Raw genomic sequence first — 24,503 nt, 5'->3', positions numbered from 1 at the left:
ATCTATTTCAAAATCAACCGAACCCATTCCGCCTCTTTCAGAAAATCTGCCCTGGTAAGCGGCTGTCCTGAAATTTTTTGCCTGTAAGACGTAATCGTTCCATCATGCGTGACGATATAGATTTTTTCACATTGTAAGCTCCGACAAAATCCGATAAACTCTTCAGCCAGCAGATTAAATTCATCTTCCGTTTTTACATTAATGCCCGTCGACCACAAAGAAACAGCCAAACTCGGCACTGGAATAAAGTCCGGAAATTCCTCTTTAAATCTTTTTAAATCAAGCAGCTCATCACACGGCAGTGTCGCAGCATCCAGCCGGTACGGAAAAATGCGCGGCCCTGCCAAAGGAGATACAAATTTACGGCAATCCATATTCTCACTCCAAATTGCAGCAGTCTGCAACGTTCTTAAGGTTGGGCTGGCGATTAGAGCGTCTTTTGAAGTTATAGGGATTTCAGGATTCAGTCTTTTCGCCTGAATTCTTCCTTTGTGAGTCAACGCAGGACTATTCATTTGGAGACTATCAGGCAGATTCATTGTGTGCTCCCCTTGACCATGTCGAATAAAAGTCAATTCCACGTTTAGTCCTCCCTTATCCACACATAATGCACGAACTTCATCCGTTCCCCGTTCATCTCGAATTCGGCATCACTTATCCCCATGTGGATAAATCCGTTCCTCTCGAGAACTCTCTGAGACGACTTATTCACAGTCGTCGTTTTTGCGTGGATCTTGTCCACAGCAGAATCGGTGGATAACAGCAAACTCAATGCGCTGCTTCTGATTCCTTTTCCTCCGAACTTCTCGCCCATCCGGAAGCCGATTTCCGCTGTGCCCGCCGCCGCATCAATATCGACCAGGTTGATCCGTCCGGCAATATTTCCGCCAGAATCTTTAACCAAATAAAAACGGCAAAGGCCACTCGCCTGTTCAGCCAATATTTCGCGATGCCTCTGGAGAAATATCTCCCACGTATAATAGCCATCGCCTCTGCCCGCACCATCTTCTCGAAAAACAATCGATTCTCATTTTCAAAATGGAATAGGTCCATTGCGTCTTCATACTTCAGCAATTCCAGCATAATGCCCATTTTTGCACACTCTCTTTCTCGTACAACTACCGCAGTTTATACACATCAAGTTACCGATATATATCAAAACAATTCCTTCTATATTTTACCAAAGTTTCTTACAATTAAGAATATAATATTTATTATCGTATCAAGGAGATTTTAAAAATGGATAGAAGAGGAAGCAGGGGGAAAAATGGATTTCAACTGGGGTGGGTTTTTAGGAATCGTGGCAGCTGCGGCAGTCTTTGTTTTTATAAAAGCTTTTTTGATAGAGAAGATGGCGGAAAATTCTTCTCCTATCAAATGGCGGTGGATATTCTGATCTTGACGGTTCTATTCCAGGCAAGCACCTGGCTTGTTGCACAATTTTAAGCTAATGTTTTTTCCGTCCTTTTCGCTTTTCGCCCGCGAAAAGCAGCCGTTTGTCCTTCGCACTCATACTGGTTATGTAAATATAAGTAGTATATGCACCTTTTCTTTTTTACTGCTTTGCAAATAAACTTTCACTAAAATTGTTAAACCCTATTTAATAGGGTATACTTAATGCATAAGTCATTCATTGAAGAGGTCGTCATGAAACGAACATTTATATATGTAGAAAATTTTGATCAAAAGTGGAAACAACTTGGACTTGGTGCTGCTGAACAGCGGGAACTGGAGTTTCAGTTGCTGATGGATCCGGGTCAAGGGGCTGTTATCACCGATACGGGCGGGCTCCGAAAAATGCGCTTTTCACCTGAAAGCGAGAATAAAGGAAAAAGCGGCGATTACAGGATTATTTATTTAGATATTCAGACAGCCTCACATACCATTTTGCTGCTGGTTTACGAAAAAAATCAGCAAGCTGCGTTAAAGCCCGATCAAAAGAAGGTGCTTAAACAATTCGTAGAGCAACTGAAGAGTTTGTACACTTCCGAAAGGATGGATGAAAAATGAAAGAGAACCAATTTTTCGAGGAACTGAAAACCAGTTTGGGCCAAGCTATTGATTACGCAGAAGGCAATCAATCAAAAGTCCGGACCAAAACTGTGGCCATTAAGGAGCTTGCCACTTTTTCTGCACAGGACATCAAAGATTTGCGCCTGCAGATGAATTTAACTCAAAAATCGTTTGCTGCCTTGTTGGGAGTCTCCGTCAAAACGATAGAATCGTGGGAGCACGGCACTAACCAACCCAGCGGTGCGGCTCGACGTTTGTTGGAAATTTTGAGCAATCAGCCTCATATTGCAGAGGAACAACAAATCGTCTCAGTCTGACCTAAAATCATTTACTCAATTAAATCATCATAAAAGACAATCAAGTGCAGGGTACCTCAAATGTTAGAGTTAATCATCTAACTTTTGGAGTGTCCTGCTCTTTTCGCTTTTCGCCCGCGAAAAGCATCCATTTGTCTTTTGACTCAGCTTTTGTATAAGATTGGAGTTAAGTCCTCCTCTTTTAAGGCGATTACGCTGCCAATTCCACCTGTGGACGAGGTTAAAGTGCCGGTTATGAGCATGCGAGAAATTGATTCTGCGTTCAGAGAATTATTTCTGCGCTCAGCGCCATATCCACGCTCACCGGCTATTTCCAGACAGTCAGCAAAGAATTCACTTGGTCACTCTCACAACCCTCAAGCTGATAATCTGTGCTTTCAACTGTCTCTGTCCTGGTCAACTCGTCACAAACCGCTTCGGCACCGTATTGATCCCGCGAACTGTTGAAGATGAATTGAAATACGGATCCATCAAATTGGATGTCCCTTGAAATCGGATCTCCTTCTGTCGTAAACCGTCTGATCTGAATGTGGTCCGCTTCTTTTGCTTCGATATTCTCCAGGAACTTATAGAAGCGATTCAAATTTCCTATTTCGCTCGAACTCGCAACTTCAATTACATCATCCGCCGGAAGCGAAGAAAATGCAGGCTCAGTCTGCTTTTGTTCTTTTATTTGTGGAGCTGACGTATTCGTTTGGCCATTGCCGCATCCAGACAGACTCAACAAACTTATAGCTAAAATCAGCAACCTCTTCATATCCACTCACCCCTTATGGAGACTAGACCGTTTCCGCAGATGAAAAGTTACATTCTGTCTATGAAGAAACTCGATGGATGAAAATTAACAAGGAGTTGAGGTTTTGAAAAAAATTTTTGCTGATCCTATTGATAATTTCCCTGTTATTTACCGGTTTCATTGTCCTGAGATTTGGCAGTGCTTTGGGTCAGGAAGGCAATCCTATGCCTTATCTGAAGGCGATCGCCAAATATGAGTTCTCCGATAACGGCTATGAAGAAGTACTCGAAAAGCCGACAGGAACGAGATATATATCAGCAGCCGGACAAGACGACCGATATGGCGTCGTCACAGATTTCATGGCGGCTGAAGGCTGGAAATTCACCGAACAGCTGGGCTCCGGGCTTATTTTTGATAAAGGCGAAGATACGATCATTATCGAAACCCGGCAGTATTCCAGCCATTATTTTATCTGGGATATTCCGGATGTAGTGCTGAGTAAAGACGAATGAAAAAACGGCGAGAAATCGGCGAACGCGGATATATATTGCTGAGCGCGGATATTTTCTTTTGAACACGGATATTTTCTGCTGAATGCGGATATCCGCTCTCGTGGCCGAATTACACTTATTAAAATTGTCACTTTCAACGCAAACCCACCTCCTCCTCAAGCAAAAGCCCAGATCAAAAGAAAAGAATGGATGCTTTTCGCAGGCGAAAAGCGAAAAACCGGAGAAATCTTCTCGCAAATGAGAGATTCTCCGGCTTATTTCTTCTGCTGCCCCATTTTTTTCAAAAGAAAGTTCTAGAACTCAATAAGCCTTCGCCCAATACACCAATTCCTTCGCTTCTTTCCCGCAATACACACAACTCTCAGAAACAGCCTCGTCTTCAAAGGGGATGCAGCGCGATGTCGCCTGCGTCTCTTCTTTTATCGCATCTTCGCAGGCACGATCTCCACACCACATCGCTTTGATGAATCCGCCGACTTCCGCGAGCTTCTCTTTGAACTCATCCATATCCAGCGCAATGCTTGTTTTATTCATGCGGTGCTCCAGTGCTTTAGCGTACAGCGACTTTTGGATGTCCTGCAGCAGGCGCTGGATTTCCGCTTCTATGTCCGCATTGTTGACGTGGATTTTCTCGCCCGTATCTCTCCTGACCAGCACCACTTTTCCTTCTTCGATATCTTTCGGTCCAATTTCCAGACGGATCGGGATGCCTTTCATTTCCGATTCGTTGAATTTCCAGCCCGGTTTCTTATCGCTCGCGTCAATGCTTACCCGCACAGATTTCTTCAATTGCCGCTGAAGTTCATAAGCCGCATCGAGCACGCCTCCCTTATGCTGGGCAATCGGCACGATCTGAACCTGCACCGGCGCAACTTCCGGCGGCAGCACCAGTCCTTTGTCATCACCGTGCACCATGATCATGGCGCCGATGATTCTTGTAGTGAAACCCCATGAAGTCTGGTGGACCGGCTGCAGTTTGCCTTCCCGGTTCAGGAACTCGATGCCGAACGTTTCCGCAAATCCCGTACCGAGGTTATGGGAAGTTCCGGATTGAAGCGCTTTTCCGTCGTGCATCAAGCTTTCAATCGTGTAGGTGTACTCCGCTCCAGCGAATTTCTCTTTTTCCGTTTTCCGCCCTTTCAAGACAGGAATCGCCAGGAGACGTTCGCAGATATCGGCATAGACTTCCAGCATTCTCACCGTTTCTTCATGGGCATCTTCTTCCGTTTCATGGCATGTATGACCTTCCTGCCACAAGAATTCAAGCGTACGCAAAAACGGCCGTGTCGTTTTTTCCCAGCGGACGACATTCGCCCATTGGTTATAAAGTTTCGGCAGATCCCGGTAGGAATGGATGATGTTCTTATAATGCTCGGCGAACAGGACTTCCGAAGTCGGGCGGATGCACAGCCGTTCAGCCAGTTCCTCTTCTCCGCCGTGCGTCACCCAGGCCACTTCCGGTGCGAAGCCTTCGATATGATCTTTTTCCTTTTGAAGGAGGCTTTCCGGAATCAGCAGCGGCATATAGACATTCTCGTGCCCTGTCTCCTTGATTTTATGATCCAGCGCAGCTTTGATGTTCTCCCAGATCGCGTAGCCATAAGGGCGGATGATCATCGAGCCGCGGACGCTCGAGTAATCGATCAGTTCCGCTTTCGTCACGACATCCGTATACCACTGCGCAAAATCCTCATCCATATTGGTGATTTTTTCAACCATCTGCTTTGTCATATCCATTCTCCTCCACTGTTTTTTGGAAAATAAAAAAAGCCCGCTTTAAACAAAGGGACCCCTTGAGGTGGTACCACCCTTCTTTAAAGCAAAGCTTTACTCTCGAAATCGATAACGGAATAAACCGCTGTATTTTTCAATACAGGTATGAAAGGCAGGTTCGAAGAACGTCCTTTGGATATCTCGCAGCTTTCGATATCCTCTCTGGGAAAGTCCTGTTCATCTACTGGTCCTTAAACGCGCGAATTGTTCGATATTTGAATTTTATCCAGATTAATCGAATTCACAAAAGAAGTCAATACGCTTTCTCAGACTGGTACATCCGGGTCGACATCACTGCTGATGACGGATCACATGGTCATTTGCGAATGCTTTGATGAAAAATAATTCATTGCCGTTCGGTTCTCTGTTATTTTGCACTTTAAAGTTCTCTTCACCCGCTTCAACTGAAGCAGACTCTGCAGCAGCACTTGCCGCAATCAGCTCTTTCCAGTAAAGTTCCATTTCCTCCCGGTCGCAAATGGATTCATGGCCGAGCACGGACCACTCCGCATCATACTTTTGAATATCCTGGATCATGGGCAATAACAGCGGTTGCTTGATATGGAATAAGGTATTTGTGGTTGTGCCATAGGCAGCATCGCCCAGGAAAATGACTTTATCATCCGGAATATAGACGATAGTGGAGTCATCTGTATGGGTGCTCCTAATCTTTTCAAGCACACATTTTTTATTGCCCAGATCAATGACCAGAGTCTTTTCAAAGATTATATCGGAAGGCTTCAATTTAAAAGTCTCCCGGTTCGGCATGTCTTCCTGCAGGACTTCCATACATTTCGCATTCATAAAACCACTATTTACGTACGTTTGAAGCGAACTATCTCCATACGAGAGACTTTGCCATTTCTGCAGCAATCCATCTGTTTCCGTGTTGACGACAGCCATTGCATCAAATTCATTCATGCCCATAAAATGGTCCCAATGTGCATGCGTAATGACGGCGTATTTAACGGGTGGCACGTCCAGTTTACTGATTTCCGCCAGAAATTCTTTGGCGTGCTGAGGTGAATTTCCGCAGTCTATTATCAGACTTGCTTCCTCGCCGCATACCAACCCTAATACCGGCCGTTCCCGGTCGTCCTGGTTGGATAGATAATAAATCGAATCACTTATTTTATTCAGCATGCCATTTCTCTCCTTATTTCTATTATTGGTCTGTTGTAAGAGAAAATCTGCATGCGTATCTGATGGATCACTAAAATATTGATGAGATTTTCCTGTGTTATTTTTTCACCATCGGACTTGTCCTCCTCCATTAATATGGAAAAGCATACCATATAAAAAGATGAATTTTTCATTTTCACTAAAAATTCTGCCACTATCGCCATTCAACAGCAATAATGCGAGTAAATCTTCAGGAATCGGGTAGTTGTGTAGCAGTATCAGAAATTTAAAGGAGGATAAAAATGAAAATTAAGGCAGCCGTTACACACGGCCAGGGAGAAGATTTTAAATTTGAGGAAGTGGAACTTGGCGAACCGAAAGCGGATGAGGTGCTGGTGAAAATCGTTGCGTCTGGCGTCTGCCATACCGATGCGGTGGCAAGGGATTTGGGGTTATCACCGTTCCCTGCGGTCCTTGGACATGAAGGATCAGGAATCGTTGAAAAAGTGGGCTCCGGGGTCACGGCCATCGAAGCAGGCGATCATGTGGTGCTGTCGTTCGCATATTGCGGGCACTGCGAAAATTGCCGTACTGCACATCCGACCGTATGCCTGAATTTCAACGATCTGAATTTCGGCGGCAAGATGCAGGACGGCACCAACCGGATCCATCATCATGACCAGGGAGTATCGACATTTTTTGGCCAATCGTCTTTCGGTACTTTTGCTGTGGCCAATGAACGGAATGTCGTAAAAGTCGATCCGGAAGTGGATCTGTCGCTTCTTGGTCCTTTAGGCTGCGGCATTCAGACCGGCGCAGGCACCGTATTGAACCGGTTCAAACCGGAATTCGGTTCTTCCATCGCCGTCTATGGGAGCGGCGCAGTCGGCTTAAGTGCGGTAATGGCGGCGAAAATCGCCGGATGCCTCAATATCATTGCCGTCGATATCCATGACAGCCGCCTGGAATTGGCCAAAGAACTCGGTGCGACACATACGCTGAACGGCAAAAACGTGGATGTTGTAGCGGAGATCAAAAAAATCACCAAGGGCGGCACACATTATGCTGTTGAAACAACGGGCGTCCCGCCTGTCGTCAAACAAGCCATCCATGCGCTCCGCCCTCTCGGTTCGTGCGCCATTGTCGGCGTAACACCCGAAATTACATTCGATGTCCATAATGACATCATGGCTGAAGGCAAAACTGTGATGGGTGTAATCGAAGGAGATTCAGTTCCGCAGGTCTTCATTCCTCGACTGGTCGATTATTACAAACGCGGCATGTTCCCGTTCGATAAACTGACCAAAATATATGATTTCGATCAGATCAACGAAGCATTCGAAGACTCGAAAAATGGAACTTCCATCAAGCCGATCGTAAAAATAGGCCAATAATAAAAACGCCCCTTTCCGATTGGGTCGTCAAAGCTGCAGACAGGCTCAGACAGATAGAGCCTGCCTGCAGTTTTATTTATTTCATCTTCTGCTGCCTTCTATCCGCTTCAGCTGGCAACAGTCCGGCTCGAGCAATATATATGCCCCGTAAATTAATCGGCAGTTCAAAGCAGCAAATCCTCCAAATCTGCAATCTCCTGAACAGAAAGTTTAATATCGGCTTCCAATGATCTGCAATCACGCTTGCCTTCAACCGTCCGAAGAAATAATCTGCTTTGGCTCAGGGACCTGCTTTTAAAAGAAAGCAATTCATTTATTTCCATGAATTCGAAGAGAGTCAGAGTATATGACATCAAATGCCTCCCTGGTAAATTTCAAATTGGTGATATACCTTGCATTACCCTCTCACCGCAAGTTCAACCCGCTTCTTTTGAAATAATAAAAATTTGATCCTTATTCCATATGAAATTTTTAAAAATTTTGCACTTTCTTCTAATATTCTTACTCCTTTTTAAAATAAGAATGGGACATGTGTCCTTTTCGTATCTTTTATTTCCTTGTAGGTTAGTATTAGAGAAAGGTGCGTGCAGGCTATGAAAGGGATTGTATTTGCATTAATGGGCGGTTTTTTCTTAACGTTCCAAAGTGTTGCCAATGCGACGATCAGCAGTCAGATCGGCTCCTGGCAGGCGGCCGCGATGACGCAGCTCACCGGCTTTGTGCTGGCGATCGCCATCGTGATCACCATCAGAGACCGTTCATATCGCCAATTGACTCAGGTTTCTCCCCTGTATGCCTCCGGCGGCATGCTGGCAGCCATCGTGTTGTTCAGCAATATGACCGCCGTCCACATCATGGGAGTGACGCTGACCATTGCCGTCTTTTTGATCGCTCAGCTCATGCTGGCACTCGCAATTGACAGTAAAGGCTGGTTTGATATGCCGAAAAAGAAAATCGGCCGCACCCAAATTGCCGGAGTGCTCATGATGATTGCAGGTGTGATCATCCTGAAGTTATAAAGGAGGAATAACATGGACCAGCGCATTGCGGAGTTTCTTCAACATCATCAATTATCCGATCTGTTTCCGGAACACGTCCGGGAAGACATGAACGTCGCGACTTATTCAAGCAGCGAACGCTTATTTTCTCAAGGCGATAAAGCAGATACACTTTATCTGCTGATCAAAGGGAAACTGAAAATCTCGATGCTGTCACCCGAAGGCAAACGCCTGATTGTCGCTTTCAAGACGCCATTTGATATTGTCGGCGACGTGGAATATGTAAGAGGCATCCCGTTTATCAATACGGTGGAAGCAGTAACGGACATCGTCGTCATCGGGATCTCCTATGATGCACTCCGCAGGAATATGGCAGATAATGCAGCCTGGCTCCAATTTCTTCTCCAGACCATCACGCAGAAATTTGAAACGAAAACACGGGCGATGAACTTCAATCTGCTCTATACAGTCGACGTCCGTGTCGCGAGTTATCTGCTTGCGATGACACCCACCCAGCAGATGCTCGAGTCGACTTCACTCATTGATATGGCGGATTTGATCGGTACCAGCTATCGTCATTTGAACCGGGTGCTGCAGCAGTTTGAACAAGCGGGATGGATTGTGAAAAAGCGTGGAAAAATCACTTTGCTCGATCGCGCAGCCTTATTGGAACAGGCTGGGCAGAATATTTATGAATAGGGGGACACATATGGCACTTGGCATCTTATTGGCGATTCTCGGCGGCGCGTTCGTCAGTATCCAGAATACCTTTAATGCAAATGTAAAAAAACGTGTAAGTGTTTGGACCACCACTGCCCTTGTCCTGTTTCTCGGATTTGCGGCTTCGTTTGCGGCAGGGCTTGCAGTCGAAGGAGCTGGATTGTTCAGTTTCCAGGCGGAACCCTGGTTTTGGTTCAGCGGCATTGTCGGTGTCGGCGTCGTGGCCTGCGTAACTTCGGGCGTGCAGATGCTTGGACCAAGCCGGGCCATCTCCCTCGTCATGGTCTCCCAGATTTTCTTCGGTCTGATGTGGGACACGCTGGGCTGGTTCGGACTTGAAAAAGTGCCGTTTACTTGGCAATCGCTGCTCGGCGTAATATTGATCAGCGGGGGCGTGGTGCTGTTCCAGCTTGGACCTAAAATGGAAAAAGAGCCCTATGCCCGTTTGGATACGCGGACAGCCAATGCGAATGACGGATGATAAATAAGGAAATCTCAACCAGCCTGATGATGCAGGAAGAGTTGGGATTTTTTTGATACGGAAAACTTTAGCTAATTAAACTTTAAAAAAATTTAAAGTATTTAGGATTCATTGGCTTAAATAATTTAAAATACTATCTAACTACAGATTTATCAGCTACACTTAAATTTAATGGAAAATAATAACTATTAACTCGTTTCGAAATTGGATCGGCTGATAAGCATAGTCTATATTTAATCGTACTGAACCGGTTATGTGCCGATGGGAGGAAAATAGAATGGATGATTACAACATAGAAAAATCCAGCCAGGACATTTCAGGCTATACAGCTTTATTGAATATAATGAAAGATCCGGTTTTCCTGATGGAAAAAGATGAGGATTCCTTTCGTTATGTTTATGCCAATCCATCGTCATTCGCTCTTCTTTCATCGCAGGATCTTATCGGCCGCCGGATTGACGAGATCTTTCCGCCGGATCAAATCGAAGAGATCATCCCTTATTACCTGAAAGTCATGGCCGTCCAAAAACCCGTTGAATTCACAAAACGCATCCGGACAGAAAACGGGGATTTTTTTGGGGAAACCATGCTGAATCCGATCTTGACCGAAGAGGGTGAATGCCAGTATATATTAGCGATCGTCAGAGACGTCACCGAACGGGAATTAAAGAAAGAAGATTTGCTGAAAACTCAAAGGGAAATGGAAATCGAACGTCTGAGACTGAGATCCCTGATAGAAAATAATGCGAATGCGGTTTTTGAATTTGATCAGGAAAAAAAATTCACCCGCATCAATAAGATGGTGGCAGAATCCACCGGTTACAGCGAAGAGGAATTGATTGGCCAATCCATCCTTTTTGTAGTGACGGAAAACTGCATGAAAGAAACGGTTGCTAATTTTGACAAGTCGCTGGCTGGCCATGCACTTGATTTTGAAACAACCATCTGGACTAAAACGCAGCAACTGGCGACGTTCCAGCTAAACACTGTACCGATTATAGTCGAGGGTGCAGTGATCGGCATCTATGTCATTGCCAAAGAAATCACCGAACAGAAGGAAATGGAGCAGCGCCTGCTGGAAAGTGAACAGCGCTACAAGGCCTTGTTCGAAAATCATCCGCACGGAATCCTGACTTTTGACCGGGAAGGAGAATTGCTGAGCATCAATGCGGGTGCCGAAAATATCCTGGGGTACACCATCCAGGATTTTAAATCCCGGCCTTTTTTATCATTTATTCTGCCAAGCGAAACGGAAACGATTCAGAACCATTTCTATAAAGCGATCCATGAAAAGAAACCGGCTCATTCCACTTTGGAATTCCGTCACAAGAACGGAGAGCTGATCATTCTTCAGGCGATGAATGTCCCGATCATAGCCGATGGAAAGCTGGTCGGAATCCACGGCATCGTTTCTGATGTCACAGAAATACACACGGCTCAGCAGGCCTTGTCGGAAACAAAAAAAGAACTTGAAGTGTTCTGGGAAAATTCCACAGATCCCATTTTCTACATCGATACGAAAGGTGATATCCTCAAGGTGAATCCCGCATTTGAGAAAACTTTCGGCTTTACCGAAGAAGAGATGGTGGCCGGCAAAGGCACAATCATTCCACAAGGGATGCAATCTGATCAGTTCAGGGTTGTAGAAAAGATTCTTAAAGGAGAAACCATCAATTCACACGATACCATCCGCATCACCAAATCCGGGAAAAGACTTAACATCATTTCGTCCTATTCACCGGTGTGGAACGCTGACAAAGAAGTCATCGGAGCAACCATCATCTATAAAGATGTGACCGAGCTGAAAAAAGCGGAAAAAGAGCTGCAGAAAAGCCAGGAGAAATACAAAATCATTACAGAAAGCACATTCGATGTCATTACGATGGTCAATATGGACGGTCTGGTCGAGTATGTATCTCCCGCTTATGAAACGATTACCGGCTATAGGTCTGAGGATTGCATCGGCACCTCTTTATTGGAGAACGTCCACCCGGAAGATGCGGAGACTTTGATTGAAAGTGTGAAGTCTCTAATTGCTGGCGGAAAGCCCGCCACGATAGAAATTCGTTTCAGGCACCAACAGGGCCATTACCTCTGGATGGAAGTATCGCCGACCCCCGTACTGGAAAATGGTGAAGTTAAGCAGGTCTTCACGATTTCCAGGGACATTACGGAACGCCGGGAACTCCAGGAGGAAATAGCGCGCATGGCTTATTACGACCACTTAACCGGCATTCCAAACCGGCGAACTTTTGACGATAAATTGGAAAAAGCCCTCAACCAGGCACAGACAAGCGGTAAGAAAGTGGCCGTAATCATGCTCGATGGACATAAGTTCAAGCAGATCAATGACCAGTTCGGCCACGATGCAGGCGACGCCGTAATCAGGGAAATGGCTCTCCGTCTTGAGCAGTGTGTTTACTCAAAAGGCACCGCAGCACGCCTTGGCGGTGATGAGATGAGTGTCATTCTGCCGGAAATCGATTCTTTAGATGAAGCTGAAGACATGGCCATCCAAATTTTGAAATCATATGAACCACCGATACTTTTCAATGGCGCAGAAATTAAAATAAGCGTCGGAATTGGAATTGCCCTCTATCCCGATCATTCCACGAATGAAAAACAGCTGATCAAGTCTGCTGATACTGCTTTATACGAAGCGAAGAAATCGGGAATTGATGCCTACAGGATCTATGGTTTAGAAGAAGTGCAGGAGCCGAATGAATAAAACAGCAGGAACCTACAGCCTGAATCCAAAAAGCTTGCACCCGGAAATTGACGGGGGCAAGCTTTTTGGTTCTTCTAGTCTAACTTAACGTCAGGCTCCAATGGGCATAAGCTTCTGAACCCGTTTCCTATCAAGCTTTCCAACTGCTGTATAAGGCAATTCATCGACAAAAACGATGTCACGTGGAACCTGGAAGTCAGCCAAGTGCGGGCGAAGCCATTCCTTTAAGGCATCCACAGTCAGCTTTTCTCCCGGACGCAACTGGACATAAGCCGTCAAAATCTGTCCGCTGTAAACATGATCCACTCCGATGACTGCTGCATCTTCAACGAGTGGGTGATTTGTCAGCGCGGCTTCAATTTCCAGCGGATAGATGTTGTTGCCGGCTGAAATGATCAGATCATCGGTGCGGCCGGACAGGAAAAAATAACCGTTTTGATCCCGCCAGCCGATATCCCCTGTCTGGATCCAGCGGCTCTGGCTGTTCTGCATCGACCACTTGTTTTGAAAACAAAATTCACCCGTAATGCCCGGCTCCACTTCTTTTCCATCTTTCATTACGCGCAGCTGCCCGCCACCAATCAGCCTGCCGAGCGTGTTCGGATGCTGCTTTAAATCTTCCGGCGCCGCGATGATATTAAGCCCCGCCTCGGAAGTTCCGTACAGATTATACAACACTCCCCCTAGGTGATCGTTCACTTCCTCCACTAATGCCGAATTCAGTTTGGCACCGCCCGACGCTATGCAGGCCAGGGAACCGAGAGCGGATTTATCGGCTTTCAGCATTTTATGGACCATCAGCGGCACTGCGGTGATGACCTCGACCTGATGTTCACGGATAAGGGTGCATGCGCTTTCCGCATCAAAGCGGTCCTGTATGACCACTTTCTTGCCAAGCGCAAAAAATGACAGCAACACGGCAATCCCGTAGCCATGGTAAATCGGCGTCGCGATGTAGCCAGTGCTGTATTTTGGCAATTGCAGGCGGTTCAGCAAAGCCAAAAATGGCGACAGGAAATTAAACAGGGACGGCTTATGGACCACCTGTTTCGGCTTGCCGGTCGTACCGCCTGTCAACAGCACGATTTTGCCGCTGGAAGACGGCGGCAGTTTTTGGATTGCAGCCGGAGGCACAGCAGCCAATAGGCTGATTGCCTTTTCCGTATCATGATAGCTGAAAATTTTCGGATTCCGGTAAGGTGATTTTTCGATCATCCCGCTGAATTCATCATCATGAATCAGGAAGTCGAATCCATGCTCCTCCACCAGCCGGTCAAATTGTGCTTGGCTCATGGAATTGTTCAGCAGGAAGACATCCGCGCCAAGACGTGACACAGCAAAGATGCCCTGTACCAGCGAAGCGTGATTTCTGCAAAAGAACGCTACTTTTTGATTTCTTCCCAATCCGTATTGATCCGCCAGATGACAGGCAAGATTTCCGCAACGCTCCTGCAGGTCCTGGTAGGAGACGGTTTCCCTGCTGTCGACTAAAGCGGTGCGATTGCCGTCCCTTTTTTCCGCCAACGTGAATAAAAGCGGCAGGTTGATGCCGTTTTGGCGGATGGCACGGCCGAGATGCCATATATTCGGAGGTGAAAGAAAATTCAGCTGCGCTAATATCTTCAGTAGATTAAACATCGGCTCTTCCGCCCTCCTTCTTCTTCAGCAAACGCGGCAGGATGAATGATAAAGGTGCTCTGAAAACGACCGATGCCAATTGTCCGAAGATCAGCCACCACGGTTTATATACTTTTCTTTTTGAATACAATGCCTCGCCGATGATTTCAGCCACATGAACAGGTGACATCGCCGGCGCTTTCCGGTAAGCGGTTGTCGGTTCGATCATCGGCGTCCTCACCAGCGGCAGGTAAATCGAAGTCGTGGAAATGTTCCGGTTTTTCAGCTCCGGCTCTGCTGATCGCAGCCATGTATCAAACGCCGTTTTCGATGCCTGATAAGCCGCCCAGTGCGGAACCGGCAATAATAATGCATTGATCGTAGAGATATTGACGATGTGGCCGTTCTTTTTCTCGAGCAGCGGGATGAGCGACAGCATTAACTGAACCGGCGCAAAATAATTAAGGGCCATCGTGCGCGTGAAGTCGTGATAGCGATCGAGTGATTTCTCGATCGGCCGGTTGATGGATATGCCGGCATTGCTGACGATGACGTCCAGTCCGTCCGGCAACCCGTGCAGCAATTCCAGCAGTTTCGCCAATTCCTTCTCATTCCGCAAATCTGCCGGGAACACCATTACACTGGCCGAGCCTTTCTCGATTTCCTCTTTCATAATGCGCATGTCCCCTTCTCGCCGGGCCACCAGGATCAGATGCGCAGTCGTACCTGCCAGCAGATACGCAAATTCCCTGCCGATGCCTGAACTTGCACCGGTGATCAGAACGGTCTTTCCATCCAATTCGTTTTTCAGCTTTTTAGGATTGAAGGGTGAGGATATGTATAAAATCTTTTCTAGCCGTGTATAATTTCGCATCCGGTCAGCACCTTTTAATTGAATCGAATTGAAGCAAGAATTTTCCGACTCCTTTTTATAAATTTTACCATTAAACTACAGGATTGGGAGGGGTTTTAGAAATTGCTCGGAGAATAATTAGTTGAATATCGGCAGCGGAGACAAGTCCGGAAATTTCTGTCGGTTTTTCGCTTTTCGCTTGCGAAAAGCATCCATTTTTCTTTTGATTGATGGTGATTGGCCATTTTTTCTGAAGAAAGTGATACGACTTAGCCTTCCACTGGCTTTGGCGCTCGTTTTTTCTTTGGAAAAAGACTGGTTTATTCGTTTATCGGCGTTCGTGGAGGGGATATCGGCGTTCAAAGAATTATATCGGCGCTCAGCACTTTTTATCGGCGTTCGGCACTTCCGGCTTCCTATTCAACATTGGTTTTAAATTATCCGGATGCTACTATAAATTTAATATCACTTTATTAAAAAGGAGCCTGCTATGTATATCCCGAAATTTTATAAAATCACTGATGTTGAGGAAATTCGCGAATTTGTGCAGCACCATTCGTTCGGCACGCTCGTCTCTACGAGGAAAGGCCGGCCCATCGCAACGCATCTGCCGCTCCAGCTGATTCAGGAAGGCGATAATTATTATATAACCGGGCATATGGCATACGGCAACCCGCAATGGCGGACGTTCGAATCTTCCGAAGAAGTATTGGTCATGTTCCAGGGGCCGCACGCCTATATTTCTTCGTCGTGGTACGAGCAGGAAAATGTGCCGACATGGAACTATCAGGCTGTTCACCTCTACGGAGCGGCTCAGATTTTAGATGAAGAAGAATTGAAGCAGGATCTGACGAGACTCATGGAGACTTATGAAAAACACCGCGAGAATCCCGTCCTGTGGGAGAAACTCTCGCCGTCTTTATTGGAAAAAGAACTGAAAGGCATCGTCGGATTCAAGATCAAGGTGAATGAAATCCAGGCCGCCTACAAGATGAGCCAGAACCGCAATGATACGGATTACCGGAACATCATTGAGCAATTGCAGAAAGAAGAAAACCCTGTCTCCAGCCAAATGGCGGATGAGATGGATAAAAGAAGATAAATACGTTATCGGCTGAGAGAAAAGTTTGTCTCATGGGACGAGTCAGGAAGCTTCAAACCGGTAACACTCTTCGTAATCATTTTTCATCAGCAAACTTTGGCAAGCCAACCCATTTTCGTGGTAAATTTCATCTCTAACATCTAATTCAATGTTTCGATTTGAATCTGGCCCTCCGCCTTTATTGATAATCGACAGAGTGTCTTCATCGATCCAAGTCATCTCAAAATCATGTTTTGCATCTGCATAATAAATGACTTTTTTCCCGGCATCGCTTGTGATTTCAATCCAGACATTTACTCCTCCCACCGCACCCCCATAAGGTTCGTAATAAGCATTGGCGATGTATTTTCCGGTCGGTGATGACATTTCCGGTCCTTCTTGCATATACTTTCGATTGATGTCATCAAACGAAAAGAAATATTGAATGTACAGAAAGATGCCGAAAAACAAAAGGACCCCTATGAAAGTCGATCTCAAAGCTTTTCGGGGAAAGTTTTTTCGATTAAAGAAATAAATGACCAACTTAACCATGAAAACCATGAACATTATGACTGTAATGAATAATATAAATAAACCGATTAGATTAAGCAGTGGGTGCATCATCCAGCCTCCTTTCCATATGAACGATAAATTGACCCAGCAAGTTTCAGTGTTGTTGTAAAAATTTTGCAGAGGAAATGAAGATGCATAGATAATAGAAAAGCTGCTGATCTGAGGAGAATTTGCTCAGATCAGCAGCTTCATCTTTTTCCATCAATACACCAAATTCACTTTCCGGATCGTCAATAATTCTCCTTCCTCCAATATCAATTCCGCGGGTGACTTTATCTTATGGAGCTGGACCTGCCTCCGCTCCAGAATTTTAAAAGGCACACGGTTCGAATTGATAAGATTGGCAATCTGGAATGTACACGTCTTATGCTTTTCGGCTTGCTGCATAAGGTACTCCAGCAGAATCCGCGCTTCCCTTTCCCTGCCGATGCCATTATAAATCTCAAGCTGGATGGGAAACTCAAAACCTTTGATGCGTTCCTCGGATTCATCGATATCCAGGTAGACATTTTTTAAACTTTCTTTCGGCAGCTCGATGTCAGCTGCAATGTAATAATAGTATGTCATAAAGTCACCACTTTTCATTTTTTATCCGAATCAAAGAGGCAGTTCTGTCATCCGGTAATCCAGCCCCATCTCATCGAACCACAGATTCAAGCCGGTCCACAGCTCTTCGCAAAGCCGATAGAGTTTTTCATGGTCCCGCAGATCCCCTGCCAGGTTAAAAGCCAGGAGTTCCTTATAGCCTACAGGAACCGCCTCCATCTGCAGTGATTCCGCGTACGTCTTCGCCCGCGTCGTATAATACGATTTATTGGCCAACCCGATCAGCTTGGCTGTCTGCCACAGCAGATCCTTCGCGCCGAGATGCAGGTAGTCGGCATTCCCGACGCTGTAATTGTTCCGGATCTTTCCAACCGTTTCGTATGGCTCCCAAATCATGAACTCTTTCATGACATGTTGCCTCGCCTCATCCGATATTTCGAGCGGAAGATTCTTAACCTGCCCAAACAAGCCCGTCGGATCATGGACCGGAAGAACATGAATGAAGATCCCGGCCTTGATGGCCCAGGAATCATCCACTTCTTTCGCCTGTTTAAAGAAGCCGCTTCTGTCAGTCGTGCTGAGTTCGATCTTGAATTTGCCGCAGACGAACTCGAGCGTCTGCAGCCGGACGCCGTCTCTCGTAATAACATGGCATTCAATATCCGAATACGGACCATCCGTCCCGAGCCCGATCGAACCATAGGCTCCGATGGCCAATATATTTTCACCGTGGGCAGCGAGCAGCCTGTCTTTGATGATGCTGATCATTGCCATCTTCTCTTCCTTGGTTGTTGGAGCGGGATATGCGAGCATGGGGGACCTCCGATTCCTGATGTTTTATGTATGGATTTTTTATGTATGGATTTTTTCGATCTCTTCTATCTTATGAAATGCGAGTCAGTCTTTATTCCATATTTTCTCTGCCACAGGCAAACATTTTTCGATTGGCAGATGCTCGCCAAACCACTCTAGGAAAACCTGGCGAAGTCCTGATGCCAATTCTTCAACGGATTGCATTTGAGGCAAGAGTTTTACAATATCAACAATTTCCGGGCTGTATTCGTCATCCGGACAGCCCATTGCCAATAAACCGATCGGATCCCATTCATCAACGATTTTCTTAGTGAAATTGTACTTTTCCATCATTGCATTCGCCCCTTCAAACTTCCAACTTATACTGAATCAGCAAACCATCCATTCCCATATACTCTTCCCTGCCGTCACTGCCGACTTCTTCAAAACCGATTTTCTCCAGCATTTTCCGTGACCGCACATTTGCTTCGTTTGTTTCTGCGGTAAAACCCGTGATGCTCAATTTCTCTGCGGCAAAATCCATCATGGCCAGCGCAGCACGGGATCCGAGCCCTTTCCCCCACATTTCGCTGTCTCCAATTGCGATACCCAATTCAGCGCACCCATCCTGAATACCTGCCAAATCCGCATAACCGATTAATTTCCCGTCACACTCGATTCCCATCCGCAGAAAATCTTCCACGACATTTTCAACACACATGCCCCACCATCTATCCAATTCTTCTGGACTCCGATTTAATTCCCATCCATTGGCTGAACAAAAGGCGTCGTCTTTGCTCCATTTCAGCACCGTCTCGTAATCCTCGATGGCTAAAGGTCTCAATGTTATGCAGGTCGATGCTTTCCTGTCATCCTTCATTTCTATTCTCCAATCTTCCTCAGGATCCGGTTAGATATAATATTCGTGTTAAACCTTTATATTTTTCTAACTAATCAATAAAATTATACATTATCTGTAAACTGAATGATATGCTCTTAATGATGGAAGCAATTTAACTTAAGCCTGTTTGAAGAAAGGATGATGAAAATGACTGTAAAAAGGTATAGGCAACTTTCTCTTCTCTGCTTGCTTCTCTCTTTATTCGCATGGATTCCCAATATAGTCTTTCAAATTGCCAGCCCGTTTTGGCTGGGGACTTTCATCCTTGGAATCGTGGGTGCTGTATTTGCTGCTCTTGGCAGACATTATTTCCTGTTGATCGGAAACATTTTTATGTTTTTCAGCTTTTTCATTTTCATGGCGATTGGGTATTACCTTAACGCTTAATAACTCTTTTCACTTTACTGACAAAATTCCAATTTCTTTCAGGGTCAGAACCCTCGAAACTGCTCATATCCCTCTGTGAAAAAGTTGAATCTGTCTCCTCCTTTCTCTTCAGGAAGCAAAAAAGTTAAATAATATTCGTCATTGGAATGAAAAGTGATTTTATACAGCCAGGCTGATTCAATTTCTTCACTATCTCTGTAGACAGTCATTTGATGCTTTGACAGCACTTGAAGCTCCTCTGTGTAACCATCATTGAATCCTTCTCTGGCTTCGATTTGACTGATCGCCGGACAGTCTTCATCTGTTAGTGCCACGCCTTTTTCTATGACGACAAACTGGTCCTCATAATTTTGGCCTTTATCCAAATTCTGTTCTACGATATAAATACTAGTGTCATTGTAAAAGCCATAATTTTTGGGAGTATACAGAAAAGAACCTTCAACTTTGCCAAATTCCTCAAGATCACGTGCTTTCACCATTTCCTCAACATCTCCTTTGTTGGGAGTCGGTTCGTATATATACATGAACCTTAATGTCAGAAAACTGGCAATGACGACCAGAATGACTGAAGCCAGGACAATAAAAAATCTTTTGAGCAAGTCATTCACTCCCATTTCTCTACTAACGTTTCAGAAAATTCTATCATAAATTTCTATTTTCTCGATATAAATTTTTCTATATAAACAGCAAAGACCGAGTCCCAGGCTATGACTCGGTCTTTGCTGTTTATTTCCTGTTAATCTTGCCGTATCAGTTCACTATTCCTCCCAATTCCAAAGTTCCACTTCGCCCAGCTGCTCTCCGCGAATCATTTCTTCATCTTGAAGTTTCAGCAATTCTTTAACCGGGCCTGTTACGACTGCACCATAAACCACGAAGCCATTTTCTTTCAGGTAATTATATCGCTCTTCCAGATGTCCCAAGCTAAGGAATCCTTCGTAATAGGACGAAGGCTTTTCAGCAAGCAATTTCTCCATATTCTGCAGCATGATTTTCTTGCTCTCTTCGACGCTTGCCTGATTTATACTGTAGGCTAATGAATCTGTATAAAAATCTTCATCAATAGTACGGCCACCTGTTAAACCGATAGTATTAAAGACGCTTAGACTTCCTTCACTCATGGTCGAAGCCGTTGAGAAGTCTTCAAACTCGCCTGAGCGGAGCGGCATCCAGAGTACATCAACATCATAGGATGACAATGTTTTCAGCAGTTCTTCCGGCGACATGAATCGGTCGGTCGAAAATGCCAATTCTGCCACTGTTCCTTCATGGAGCATTTCTAATGTTTCCCATACTCCCGTCTGGGCACCTGCCGACAGCTTTTCTCCGCTGTCCGGATCGTCCGGATAGAAAAAGGAAAAATCATTGATCCGCTCTTTTCCGGGGAGATTATATTGGATAGTCGAATTACTGTTTAAAAGGCGTTTTGTAACCTCTGCCTCGCCCATCATGATCGTGGCTTTTCCAACTTGTTTGATTAAAGGATAGGATAATTTCTTCGTTCCGAGAGGAGTGGTTTTCTCTTCCTGAAAATCAAAATTCCCCCGCAGATTCGGCACTTGCCAGTCTAAAGCAAGCTTAGTATAAAACTCATTTTCTTTAGCCATATTCAATTTATCTGAAACGAAATTGAGCAACAGCCGGAGAATCCGGATCGTCAGCGTAAAACGCGACTTCTTCAAAATCTTCTTTTCCATTTCCTTATTCCACTCGGTCATGCTGCCACCCTTTCTTTTTTGCGACTGTTTCCAGCTTTTTTCTGGCCCGGTACAGATTGACCTTTACTTGATATTCGGATAAGTCCATAGCTTCCCCGATTTCGGCGTAACTGAATTGCTCCATTTCCCTTAAATAGAGAATCGTCCGGTAATGCTCCGGCAGGAATCCAAGCAGCTCATTCAAATCGCCGATCCTCTCCTGCTTCAGCATTTCATCTTCCGGCAAACCATAGGGACTGATCAGTTCTTCATTCGAATAAAATAATTTCAATAAAGGATTGGCTTGCCTGCGTTTCCTTTTTCGCCATTCATCGATATAGATGTTCCGTGCCACTTTGAACAGCCATGCGCGCGCTTCTTCCCCTTCATAGGTATGCAGTGAAATCGTCGCCCGGACAAAAGTTTCCTGCGTCAAATCTTCAGCCGCATGCGCAGAGCCTGACATTTTCCACAAATAATAATAAAGGGGGCGCGAATAAAGTTTAAATAGATTTTCCAGCTGCTGATTTTTCATTCGCTCCCCCTTTATCGCTTTGTTACTATTACCACGTCTCACTTCCTATAATGTTACATTTTTTCCAGAAGTATTTCTTAAAAGATTTCTATTGTGGAATGAAAAATCAGCAATACGCTCAAGTGGGGGTCGAATACGATGAACTCTAGATGAAATACGATCAACTTCAGTCCGAATACGATCAACTTTCACTGAAATACGATCAACTCGACAAAAATCAGTTGAAAAGAGTAGCCTTTGCCTCACAAGGTGAAGATTTTCTGATAAAATCGGCTTTCTGGATGGAATAATTTAACATAATATTTCATTGGCTTACTCATTTCAAAATTTATGCCCAACTAGCTTCGATTTATGCCCAACTTTCACTGATTTATGCTCAACTTCTCTCTGTATATGCCCAACTGCCCTAATTCAATGGAAAGCAGCATCTTTTATGACACGAAATAACCTATCGGCAATCTACCAGTTTCAAAATGGAATATATTTACACCGACTCCACTCTCCTCCGCCAACCCCCATATTGAAAAAACCTTCGCATACTCGAAGGTTTCCCAAAAGAAGGAGTTTTTCGCAAGGCGAAAAACGTCCGCTGTGGTTTTGAATTTATGGTTCTGCGCTTTTCGCAGGGGTTTGAGCGAAAAGCATCCATTCGGTTCGGTTGGTTATCTTAAAATTCTCCTGACTAATTATAGGTCATGGCGAGAAAACAATACATCAGCAAGAAGATAAAGAGGAAAGTCCAAAGGCTGCCTAAAATCTTTTGATTTTTTATGCTTTTGCCTTTATGTAATTTCTCCATAAGAGTAACGAGATTCAAAAACCATACAACTCCCAGCGCAGGGAGAACGAGTAAGATCATTATCAGTTCCATTGTTTCACTTCTTCCATTGGATTATTTTATTTTCAGCAATCCTTTGCTGCCTTTCGACTAATCAGAATAGTCATTCACTTTACATAGTGTACCTTTATTTGGAAATAAAACCAACTGGATAAAAATAAAAAGCATTGCCGCATTTGCAGCAACGCCTTTTTCTTATTTATTGCAATGACCTCCACCAAGCCGAAAACGGTAGCTGCATACCCTCACCAATCGTAACAGTTTCCCCAATCTGCGGAACGAAGAGGTTCACATCTTTTCGTTCCGCTGCTAGAATCGCCCGCTCCACCGGTTCCGTCCAGCTGTGGCGGGCAAGTGTAAAGCCTGCCCAGTGCATCAGCATCATTTGCTCTGACTGCAAATCGATGCTCGCCTGCACGGATTCTTCCGGTATCATATGGGATTCAGCCCAGCGCTCATCATACTGCGCACCTTCAATCAGCGCGATATCAAAAGGACCGTATCTTTCGCCGATGTCCTTGAAATGCGTATCGTATCCGCCGTCGCCGGTTACGTACATTCGGGTTTGTTCACCCAGGATGACCCAGCCGCCCCAAAGCGTCGAACCCTGGTCCAGAATCCCCCTGCCGGAGAAATGCTTGGCCGGCGCCAGCGCCACAGTCAATCCCTGATATTCTGATTCGCCCCACCAGTTCATTTCCGTAATCTTTTCTTCCGCCACGCCCCACCCGATCAAATGGCTGCCGACACCGTACGGTACGAAAAAATGAGCAACTTTGCTGTCCAACTTCATGATCGACTCGTAATCCAAATGATCGTAATGGTCATGGGTAATAAATACAGCGTCGATGGCCGGCATCTCTTCCCCCAGATGCAGCAAATCTCCGCCATATCGTTTCGGTCCGGCAAAGGAAACAGGTGAAGCAACCGGCCCCAGCATCGGATCAATCAGGATTTTATTGCCATCAATGCTCAGGATAAAAGTGGAATGGCCGAGCCAGGTCAGGCTGTCTTCTTCTGCCTCGATTTTCTTCCAGTCGATTTCCACCATCGGCAAGTCGCCGCCAGGATTCATCTCCTTATCGGCTGATCCGGTTTCATCCGGCGCGGCAAGGATATCGATTTCGACATCTGGTTCCTCTGAAGGCAGATTGGTGAATTTTCCGTCCTCATAATTCTCGAATGTCTCAAAGAATTCTTCCTGTTCGTTACTCGGACTGCTTCCGAACGTTGGATAGGTCACTGTGAATATGAGAATCGCGATTGTCAATAAAACCAGCAACAGCAGCAGACCGAGCGGTATTTTCCAGAGCAGGCTTTTTTTGCTTTTTGGTGATTTCTTTCTATTTGGGGGCGCATGTATCATAGTTGGTGTTTTCTCCTTCGTCTTACTGGTTTATCTGCAGTACAGGCATTGTGACTCTATTATAACAGGCTTGCCCAATTTTCATGATGACTGGACAACCGGATCCTGCTCTTCCACCACAAGCAGGAGATGAAAAAGGCTTCGCGGACGCGACGCCTTCCTTAAGGGATTGGAGTTTTTCGCACGGCGAAAAACGTTCGCTGTTGATCTTGAACTTTGGGGGTGGCGGATGCAGATGGCGTAGCTGCGATTGAAACAGCTCCCGCATAAAGACAGACTGAAGCAAAAAAACATCATTTACGACAGTTAAACATTAAGTTGAGCACAACGGGTGTTTTCCCGCGCACAAATGTCGTCCTCCCGCCCACAAACTTCGCTCTCCCGCGCATAAATCTTATGCAGAGGAAATTATTACTCTTTCTAATATATCTTCCGGAAGAAACATCCAGATTCCAGCCAATTTGTCGGCTTTCCCCTTGAAAAACAGCTCACTTTTTATCATCACCACAGCTTGAGCTCACAT

27 protein-coding genes are annotated in these 24,503 nt (G+C 45.3%); 11 read left to right on the top strand and 16 right to left on the bottom strand.

Annotated features, from left to right (window positions below):
• Window positions 1-2: 2 nt before the first annotated feature.
• Window positions 3-581: a histidine phosphatase family protein gene (locus tag IQ294_RS08420; RefSeq protein WP_203333589.1), complete on the bottom strand. Its 579-nt coding sequence runs from the start codon at window positions 579-581 to the stop codon at window positions 3-5.
• A gap of 2 nt (window positions 582-583) precedes the next feature.
• Window positions 584-940, bottom strand: coding sequence for a GNAT family N-acetyltransferase (locus IQ294_RS08415; RefSeq protein WP_238942718.1), 357 nt, complete (start codon window positions 938-940; stop codon window positions 584-586).
• Between the two features lie 299 nt (window positions 941-1,239).
• On the opposite strand from IQ294_RS08415, the gene IQ294_RS08410 reads away from it, so the two are divergent.
• From IQ294_RS08410 to nadS, 3 genes are all read left to right on the top strand, one after another.
• Complete coding sequence (locus IQ294_RS08410) at window positions 1,240-1,446, top strand: hypothetical protein (protein ID WP_203333588.1); 207 nt, start codon at window positions 1,240-1,242, stop codon at window positions 1,444-1,446.
• Window positions 1,447-1,647: 201 nt separating this feature from the next.
• On the top strand, window positions 1,648-2,010 hold the full coding sequence (locus IQ294_RS08405; protein WP_203333587.1) for a type II toxin-antitoxin system RelE/ParE family toxin: 363 nt from the start codon (window positions 1,648-1,650) through the stop codon (window positions 2,008-2,010).
• On the top strand, window positions 2,007-2,330 hold the full coding sequence (nadS, locus tag IQ294_RS08400) for a NadS family protein (RefSeq protein ID WP_203333586.1): 324 nt from the start codon (window positions 2,007-2,009) through the stop codon (window positions 2,328-2,330). Before IQ294_RS08405 ends, nadS begins: the two co-directional genes overlap by 4 nt.
• A 307-nt stretch (window positions 2,331-2,637) precedes the next feature.
• Here nadS and IQ294_RS08395 read toward each other — a convergent pair whose 3' ends face one another.
• The gene (locus tag IQ294_RS08395) at window positions 2,638-3,087 is read right to left on the bottom strand and encodes a DUF4362 domain-containing protein (protein WP_203333585.1); all 450 of its coding nucleotides are present in this window, start codon (window positions 3,085-3,087) and stop codon (window positions 2,638-2,640) included.
• 203 nt (window positions 3,088-3,290) lie between these two features.
• Here IQ294_RS08395 and IQ294_RS08390 point away from each other — a divergent pair, with 203 nt between their 5' ends.
• On the top strand, window positions 3,291-3,578 hold the full coding sequence (locus tag IQ294_RS08390; RefSeq protein WP_203333584.1) for a hypothetical protein: 288 nt from the start codon (window positions 3,291-3,293) through the stop codon (window positions 3,576-3,578).
• 300 nt (window positions 3,579-3,878) lie between these two features.
• On the opposite strand, the gene proS is transcribed toward IQ294_RS08390, so the two are convergent.
• Window positions 3,879-5,309: a proline--tRNA ligase gene (gene proS / locus IQ294_RS08385; protein ID WP_203333583.1), complete on the bottom strand. Its 1,431-nt coding sequence runs from the start codon at window positions 5,307-5,309 to the stop codon at window positions 3,879-3,881.
• 333 nt (window positions 5,310-5,642) lie between these two features.
• Entirely contained in the window at window positions 5,643-6,494 is an 852-nt protein-coding gene (locus tag IQ294_RS08380) for an MBL fold metallo-hydrolase (protein WP_203333582.1), read from the bottom strand.
• 281 nt (window positions 6,495-6,775) lie between these two features.
• Between IQ294_RS08380 and IQ294_RS08375 the strand changes: the two genes are divergently transcribed.
• The 5 genes from IQ294_RS08375 to IQ294_RS08355 all read left to right on the top strand — a co-directional run bounded on the left by IQ294_RS08375 (window position 6,776) and on the right by IQ294_RS08355 (window position 12,794).
• Window positions 6,776-7,867, top strand: a complete 1,092-nt coding sequence (locus IQ294_RS08375; protein WP_203333581.1) for an NAD(P)-dependent alcohol dehydrogenase — start codon at window positions 6,776-6,778, stop codon at window positions 7,865-7,867.
• Window positions 7,868-8,460: 593 nt separating this feature from the next.
• Entirely contained in the window at window positions 8,461-8,886 is a 426-nt protein-coding gene (locus IQ294_RS08370; protein WP_203333580.1) for a DMT family transporter, read from the top strand.
• A gap of 12 nt (window positions 8,887-8,898) precedes the next feature.
• Window positions 8,899-9,564 (top strand): Crp/Fnr family transcriptional regulator, encoded by a 666-nt coding sequence (locus tag IQ294_RS08365; RefSeq protein ID WP_203333579.1) that lies wholly within the window; start codon window positions 8,899-8,901, stop codon window positions 9,562-9,564.
• A gap of 10 nt (window positions 9,565-9,574) precedes the next feature.
• Entirely contained in the window at window positions 9,575-10,066 is a 492-nt protein-coding gene (locus tag IQ294_RS08360) for a DMT family transporter (RefSeq protein WP_203333578.1), read from the top strand.
• A gap of 277 nt (window positions 10,067-10,343) precedes the next feature.
• Window positions 10,344-12,794, top strand: a complete 2,451-nt coding sequence (locus IQ294_RS08355) for a PAS domain S-box protein (RefSeq protein WP_203333577.1) — start codon at window positions 10,344-10,346, stop codon at window positions 12,792-12,794.
• 90 nt (window positions 12,795-12,884) lie between these two features.
• Here the strand turns inward: IQ294_RS08355 and IQ294_RS08350 are convergent, their stop codons facing one another.
• On the bottom strand, window positions 12,885-14,432 hold the full coding sequence (locus IQ294_RS08350) for an AMP-binding protein (RefSeq protein ID WP_203333576.1): 1,548 nt from the start codon (window positions 14,430-14,432) through the stop codon (window positions 12,885-12,887).
• Complete coding sequence (locus IQ294_RS08345; protein WP_203333575.1) at window positions 14,425-15,285, bottom strand: SDR family NAD(P)-dependent oxidoreductase; 861 nt, start codon at window positions 15,283-15,285, stop codon at window positions 14,425-14,427. Before IQ294_RS08345 ends, IQ294_RS08350 begins: the two co-directional genes overlap by 8 nt.
• Window positions 15,286-15,406: 121 nt before the next feature.
• On the opposite strand from IQ294_RS08345, the gene IQ294_RS08340 reads away from it, so the two are divergent.
• Together IQ294_RS08340 and IQ294_RS08335 are read left to right on the top strand one after the other, a co-directional pair.
• Window positions 15,407-15,700 carry a hypothetical protein gene (locus IQ294_RS08340; RefSeq protein WP_203333574.1) on the top strand — a complete coding sequence of 98 codons (294 nt, stop codon included), beginning with the start codon at window positions 15,407-15,409 and terminating at the stop codon, window positions 15,698-15,700.
• 54 nt (window positions 15,701-15,754) lie between these two features.
• On the top strand, window positions 15,755-16,366 hold the full coding sequence (locus IQ294_RS08335; RefSeq protein ID WP_203333573.1) for an FMN-binding negative transcriptional regulator: 612 nt from the start codon (window positions 15,755-15,757) through the stop codon (window positions 16,364-16,366).
• Window positions 16,367-16,408: 42 nt separating this feature from the next.
• Here IQ294_RS08335 and IQ294_RS08330 read toward each other — a convergent pair whose 3' ends face one another.
• From IQ294_RS08330 to IQ294_RS08290, 9 genes are all read right to left on the bottom strand, one after another.
• Entirely contained in the window at window positions 16,409-16,897 is a 489-nt protein-coding gene (locus IQ294_RS08330; protein ID WP_238942754.1) for a DUF5412 family protein, read from the bottom strand.
• Between the two features lie 222 nt (window positions 16,898-17,119).
• Window positions 17,120-17,485, bottom strand: coding sequence for a hypothetical protein (locus IQ294_RS08325; protein ID WP_203333571.1), 366 nt, complete (start codon window positions 17,483-17,485; stop codon window positions 17,120-17,122).
• Window positions 17,486-17,515: 30 nt separating this feature from the next.
• Window positions 17,516-18,277 (bottom strand): kanamycin nucleotidyltransferase C-terminal domain-containing protein, encoded by a 762-nt coding sequence (locus IQ294_RS08320; RefSeq protein ID WP_203333570.1) that lies wholly within the window; start codon window positions 18,275-18,277, stop codon window positions 17,516-17,518.
• Between the two features lie 84 nt (window positions 18,278-18,361).
• Window positions 18,362-18,610, bottom strand: a complete 249-nt coding sequence (locus IQ294_RS08315) for a DUF1871 family protein (protein WP_203333569.1) — start codon at window positions 18,608-18,610, stop codon at window positions 18,362-18,364.
• A 13-nt stretch (window positions 18,611-18,623) separates the two neighbouring features.
• The gene (locus IQ294_RS08310) at window positions 18,624-19,136 is read right to left on the bottom strand and encodes a GNAT family N-acetyltransferase (protein ID WP_203333568.1); all 513 of its coding nucleotides are present in this window, start codon (window positions 19,134-19,136) and stop codon (window positions 18,624-18,626) included.
• A 452-nt stretch (window positions 19,137-19,588) separates the two neighbouring features.
• The gene (locus tag IQ294_RS08305; protein ID WP_238942717.1) at window positions 19,589-20,023 is read right to left on the bottom strand and encodes a hypothetical protein; all 435 of its coding nucleotides are present in this window, start codon (window positions 20,021-20,023) and stop codon (window positions 19,589-19,591) included.
• Window positions 20,024-20,302: 279 nt separating this feature from the next.
• Window positions 20,303-21,241 (bottom strand): anti-sigma factor C-terminal domain-containing protein, encoded by a 939-nt coding sequence (locus tag IQ294_RS08300; RefSeq protein WP_238942716.1) that lies wholly within the window; start codon window positions 21,239-21,241, stop codon window positions 20,303-20,305.
• A gap of 4 nt (window positions 21,242-21,245) precedes the next feature.
• A complete protein-coding gene (locus IQ294_RS08295; RefSeq protein WP_203333565.1) occupies window positions 21,246-21,776 on the bottom strand; it encodes an RNA polymerase sigma factor in 531 nt (176 codons plus the stop codon).
• Window positions 21,777-22,813: 1,037 nt separating this feature from the next.
• Entirely contained in the window at window positions 22,814-23,980 is a 1,167-nt protein-coding gene (locus tag IQ294_RS08290) for an MBL fold metallo-hydrolase (protein WP_203333564.1), read from the bottom strand.
• Window positions 23,981-24,503 lie beyond the last annotated feature (523 nt).

It is taken from the genome of Planococcus beigongshangi, assembly GCF_016820495.1.
Classification (GTDB): domain Bacteria; phylum Bacillota; class Bacilli; order Bacillales_A; family Planococcaceae; genus Planococcus; species Planococcus beigongshangi.
The sequence above is the reverse complement of the archived record's forward strand: the minus strand, read 5'-3'. Positions and strand labels throughout refer to the sequence as shown.

Bases quoted from the DNA above. Each gene is read 5' to 3' on its own strand.
- IQ294_RS08410 (WP_203333588.1), top strand. From the start codon at position 1,240: ATGGATAGAAGAGGAAGCAGGGGGAAAAATGGATTTCAACTGGGGTGG.
- IQ294_RS08405 (WP_203333587.1), top strand. From the start codon at position 1,648: ATGAAACGAACATTTATATATGTAGAAAATTTTGATCAAAAGTGGAAA.
- nadS (WP_203333586.1), top strand. From the start codon at position 2,007: ATGAAAGAGAACCAATTTTTCGAGGAACTGAAAACCAGTTTGGGCCAA.
- IQ294_RS08395 (WP_203333585.1), bottom strand. From the start codon at position 3,087: ATGAAGAGGTTGCTGATTTTAGCTATAAGTTTGTTGAGTCTGTCTGGA.
- IQ294_RS08390 (WP_203333584.1), top strand. From the start codon at position 3,291: ATGCCTTATCTGAAGGCGATCGCCAAATATGAGTTCTCCGATAACGGC.
- proS (WP_203333583.1), bottom strand. From the start codon at position 5,309: ATGACAAAGCAGATGGTTGAAAAAATCACCAATATGGATGAGGATTTT.
- IQ294_RS08380 (WP_203333582.1), bottom strand. From the start codon at position 6,494: ATGCTGAATAAAATAAGTGATTCGATTTATTATCTATCCAACCAGGAC.
- IQ294_RS08375 (WP_203333581.1), top strand. From the start codon at position 6,776: ATGAAAATTAAGGCAGCCGTTACACACGGCCAGGGAGAAGATTTTAAA.
- IQ294_RS08370 (WP_203333580.1), top strand. From the start codon at position 8,461: ATGAAAGGGATTGTATTTGCATTAATGGGCGGTTTTTTCTTAACGTTC.
- IQ294_RS08365 (WP_203333579.1), top strand. From the start codon at position 8,899: ATGGACCAGCGCATTGCGGAGTTTCTTCAACATCATCAATTATCCGAT.
- IQ294_RS08360 (WP_203333578.1), top strand. From the start codon at position 9,575: ATGGCACTTGGCATCTTATTGGCGATTCTCGGCGGCGCGTTCGTCAGT.
- IQ294_RS08355 (WP_203333577.1), top strand. From the start codon at position 10,344: ATGGATGATTACAACATAGAAAAATCCAGCCAGGACATTTCAGGCTAT.
- IQ294_RS08350 (WP_203333576.1), bottom strand. From the start codon at position 14,432: ATGTTTAATCTACTGAAGATATTAGCGCAGCTGAATTTTCTTTCACCT.
- IQ294_RS08345 (WP_203333575.1), bottom strand. From the start codon at position 15,285: ATGCGAAATTATACACGGCTAGAAAAGATTTTATACATATCCTCACCC.
- IQ294_RS08335 (WP_203333573.1), top strand. From the start codon at position 15,755: ATGTATATCCCGAAATTTTATAAAATCACTGATGTTGAGGAAATTCGC.
- IQ294_RS08330 (WP_238942754.1), bottom strand. From the start codon at position 16,897: ATGGTTAAGTTGGTCATTTATTTCTTTAATCGAAAAAACTTTCCCCGA.
- IQ294_RS08325 (WP_203333571.1), bottom strand. From the start codon at position 17,485: ATGACATACTATTATTACATTGCAGCTGACATCGAGCTGCCGAAAGAA.
- IQ294_RS08320 (WP_203333570.1), bottom strand. From the start codon at position 18,277: ATGCTCGCATATCCCGCTCCAACAACCAAGGAAGAGAAGATGGCAATG.
- IQ294_RS08315 (WP_203333569.1), bottom strand. From the start codon at position 18,610: ATGATGGAAAAGTACAATTTCACTAAGAAAATCGTTGATGAATGGGAT.
- IQ294_RS08310 (WP_203333568.1), bottom strand. From the start codon at position 19,136: ATGAAGGATGACAGGAAAGCATCGACCTGCATAACATTGAGACCTTTA.
- IQ294_RS08305 (WP_238942717.1), bottom strand. From the start codon at position 20,023: ATGGTGAAAGCACGTGATCTTGAGGAATTTGGCAAAGTTGAAGGTTCT.
- IQ294_RS08300 (WP_238942716.1), bottom strand. From the start codon at position 21,241: ATGGAAAAGAAGATTTTGAAGAAGTCGCGTTTTACGCTGACGATCCGG.
- IQ294_RS08295 (WP_203333565.1), bottom strand. From the start codon at position 21,776: ATGAAAAATCAGCAGCTGGAAAATCTATTTAAACTTTATTCGCGCCCC.
- IQ294_RS08290 (WP_203333564.1), bottom strand. From the start codon at position 23,980: ATGATACATGCGCCCCCAAATAGAAAGAAATCACCAAAAAGCAAAAAA.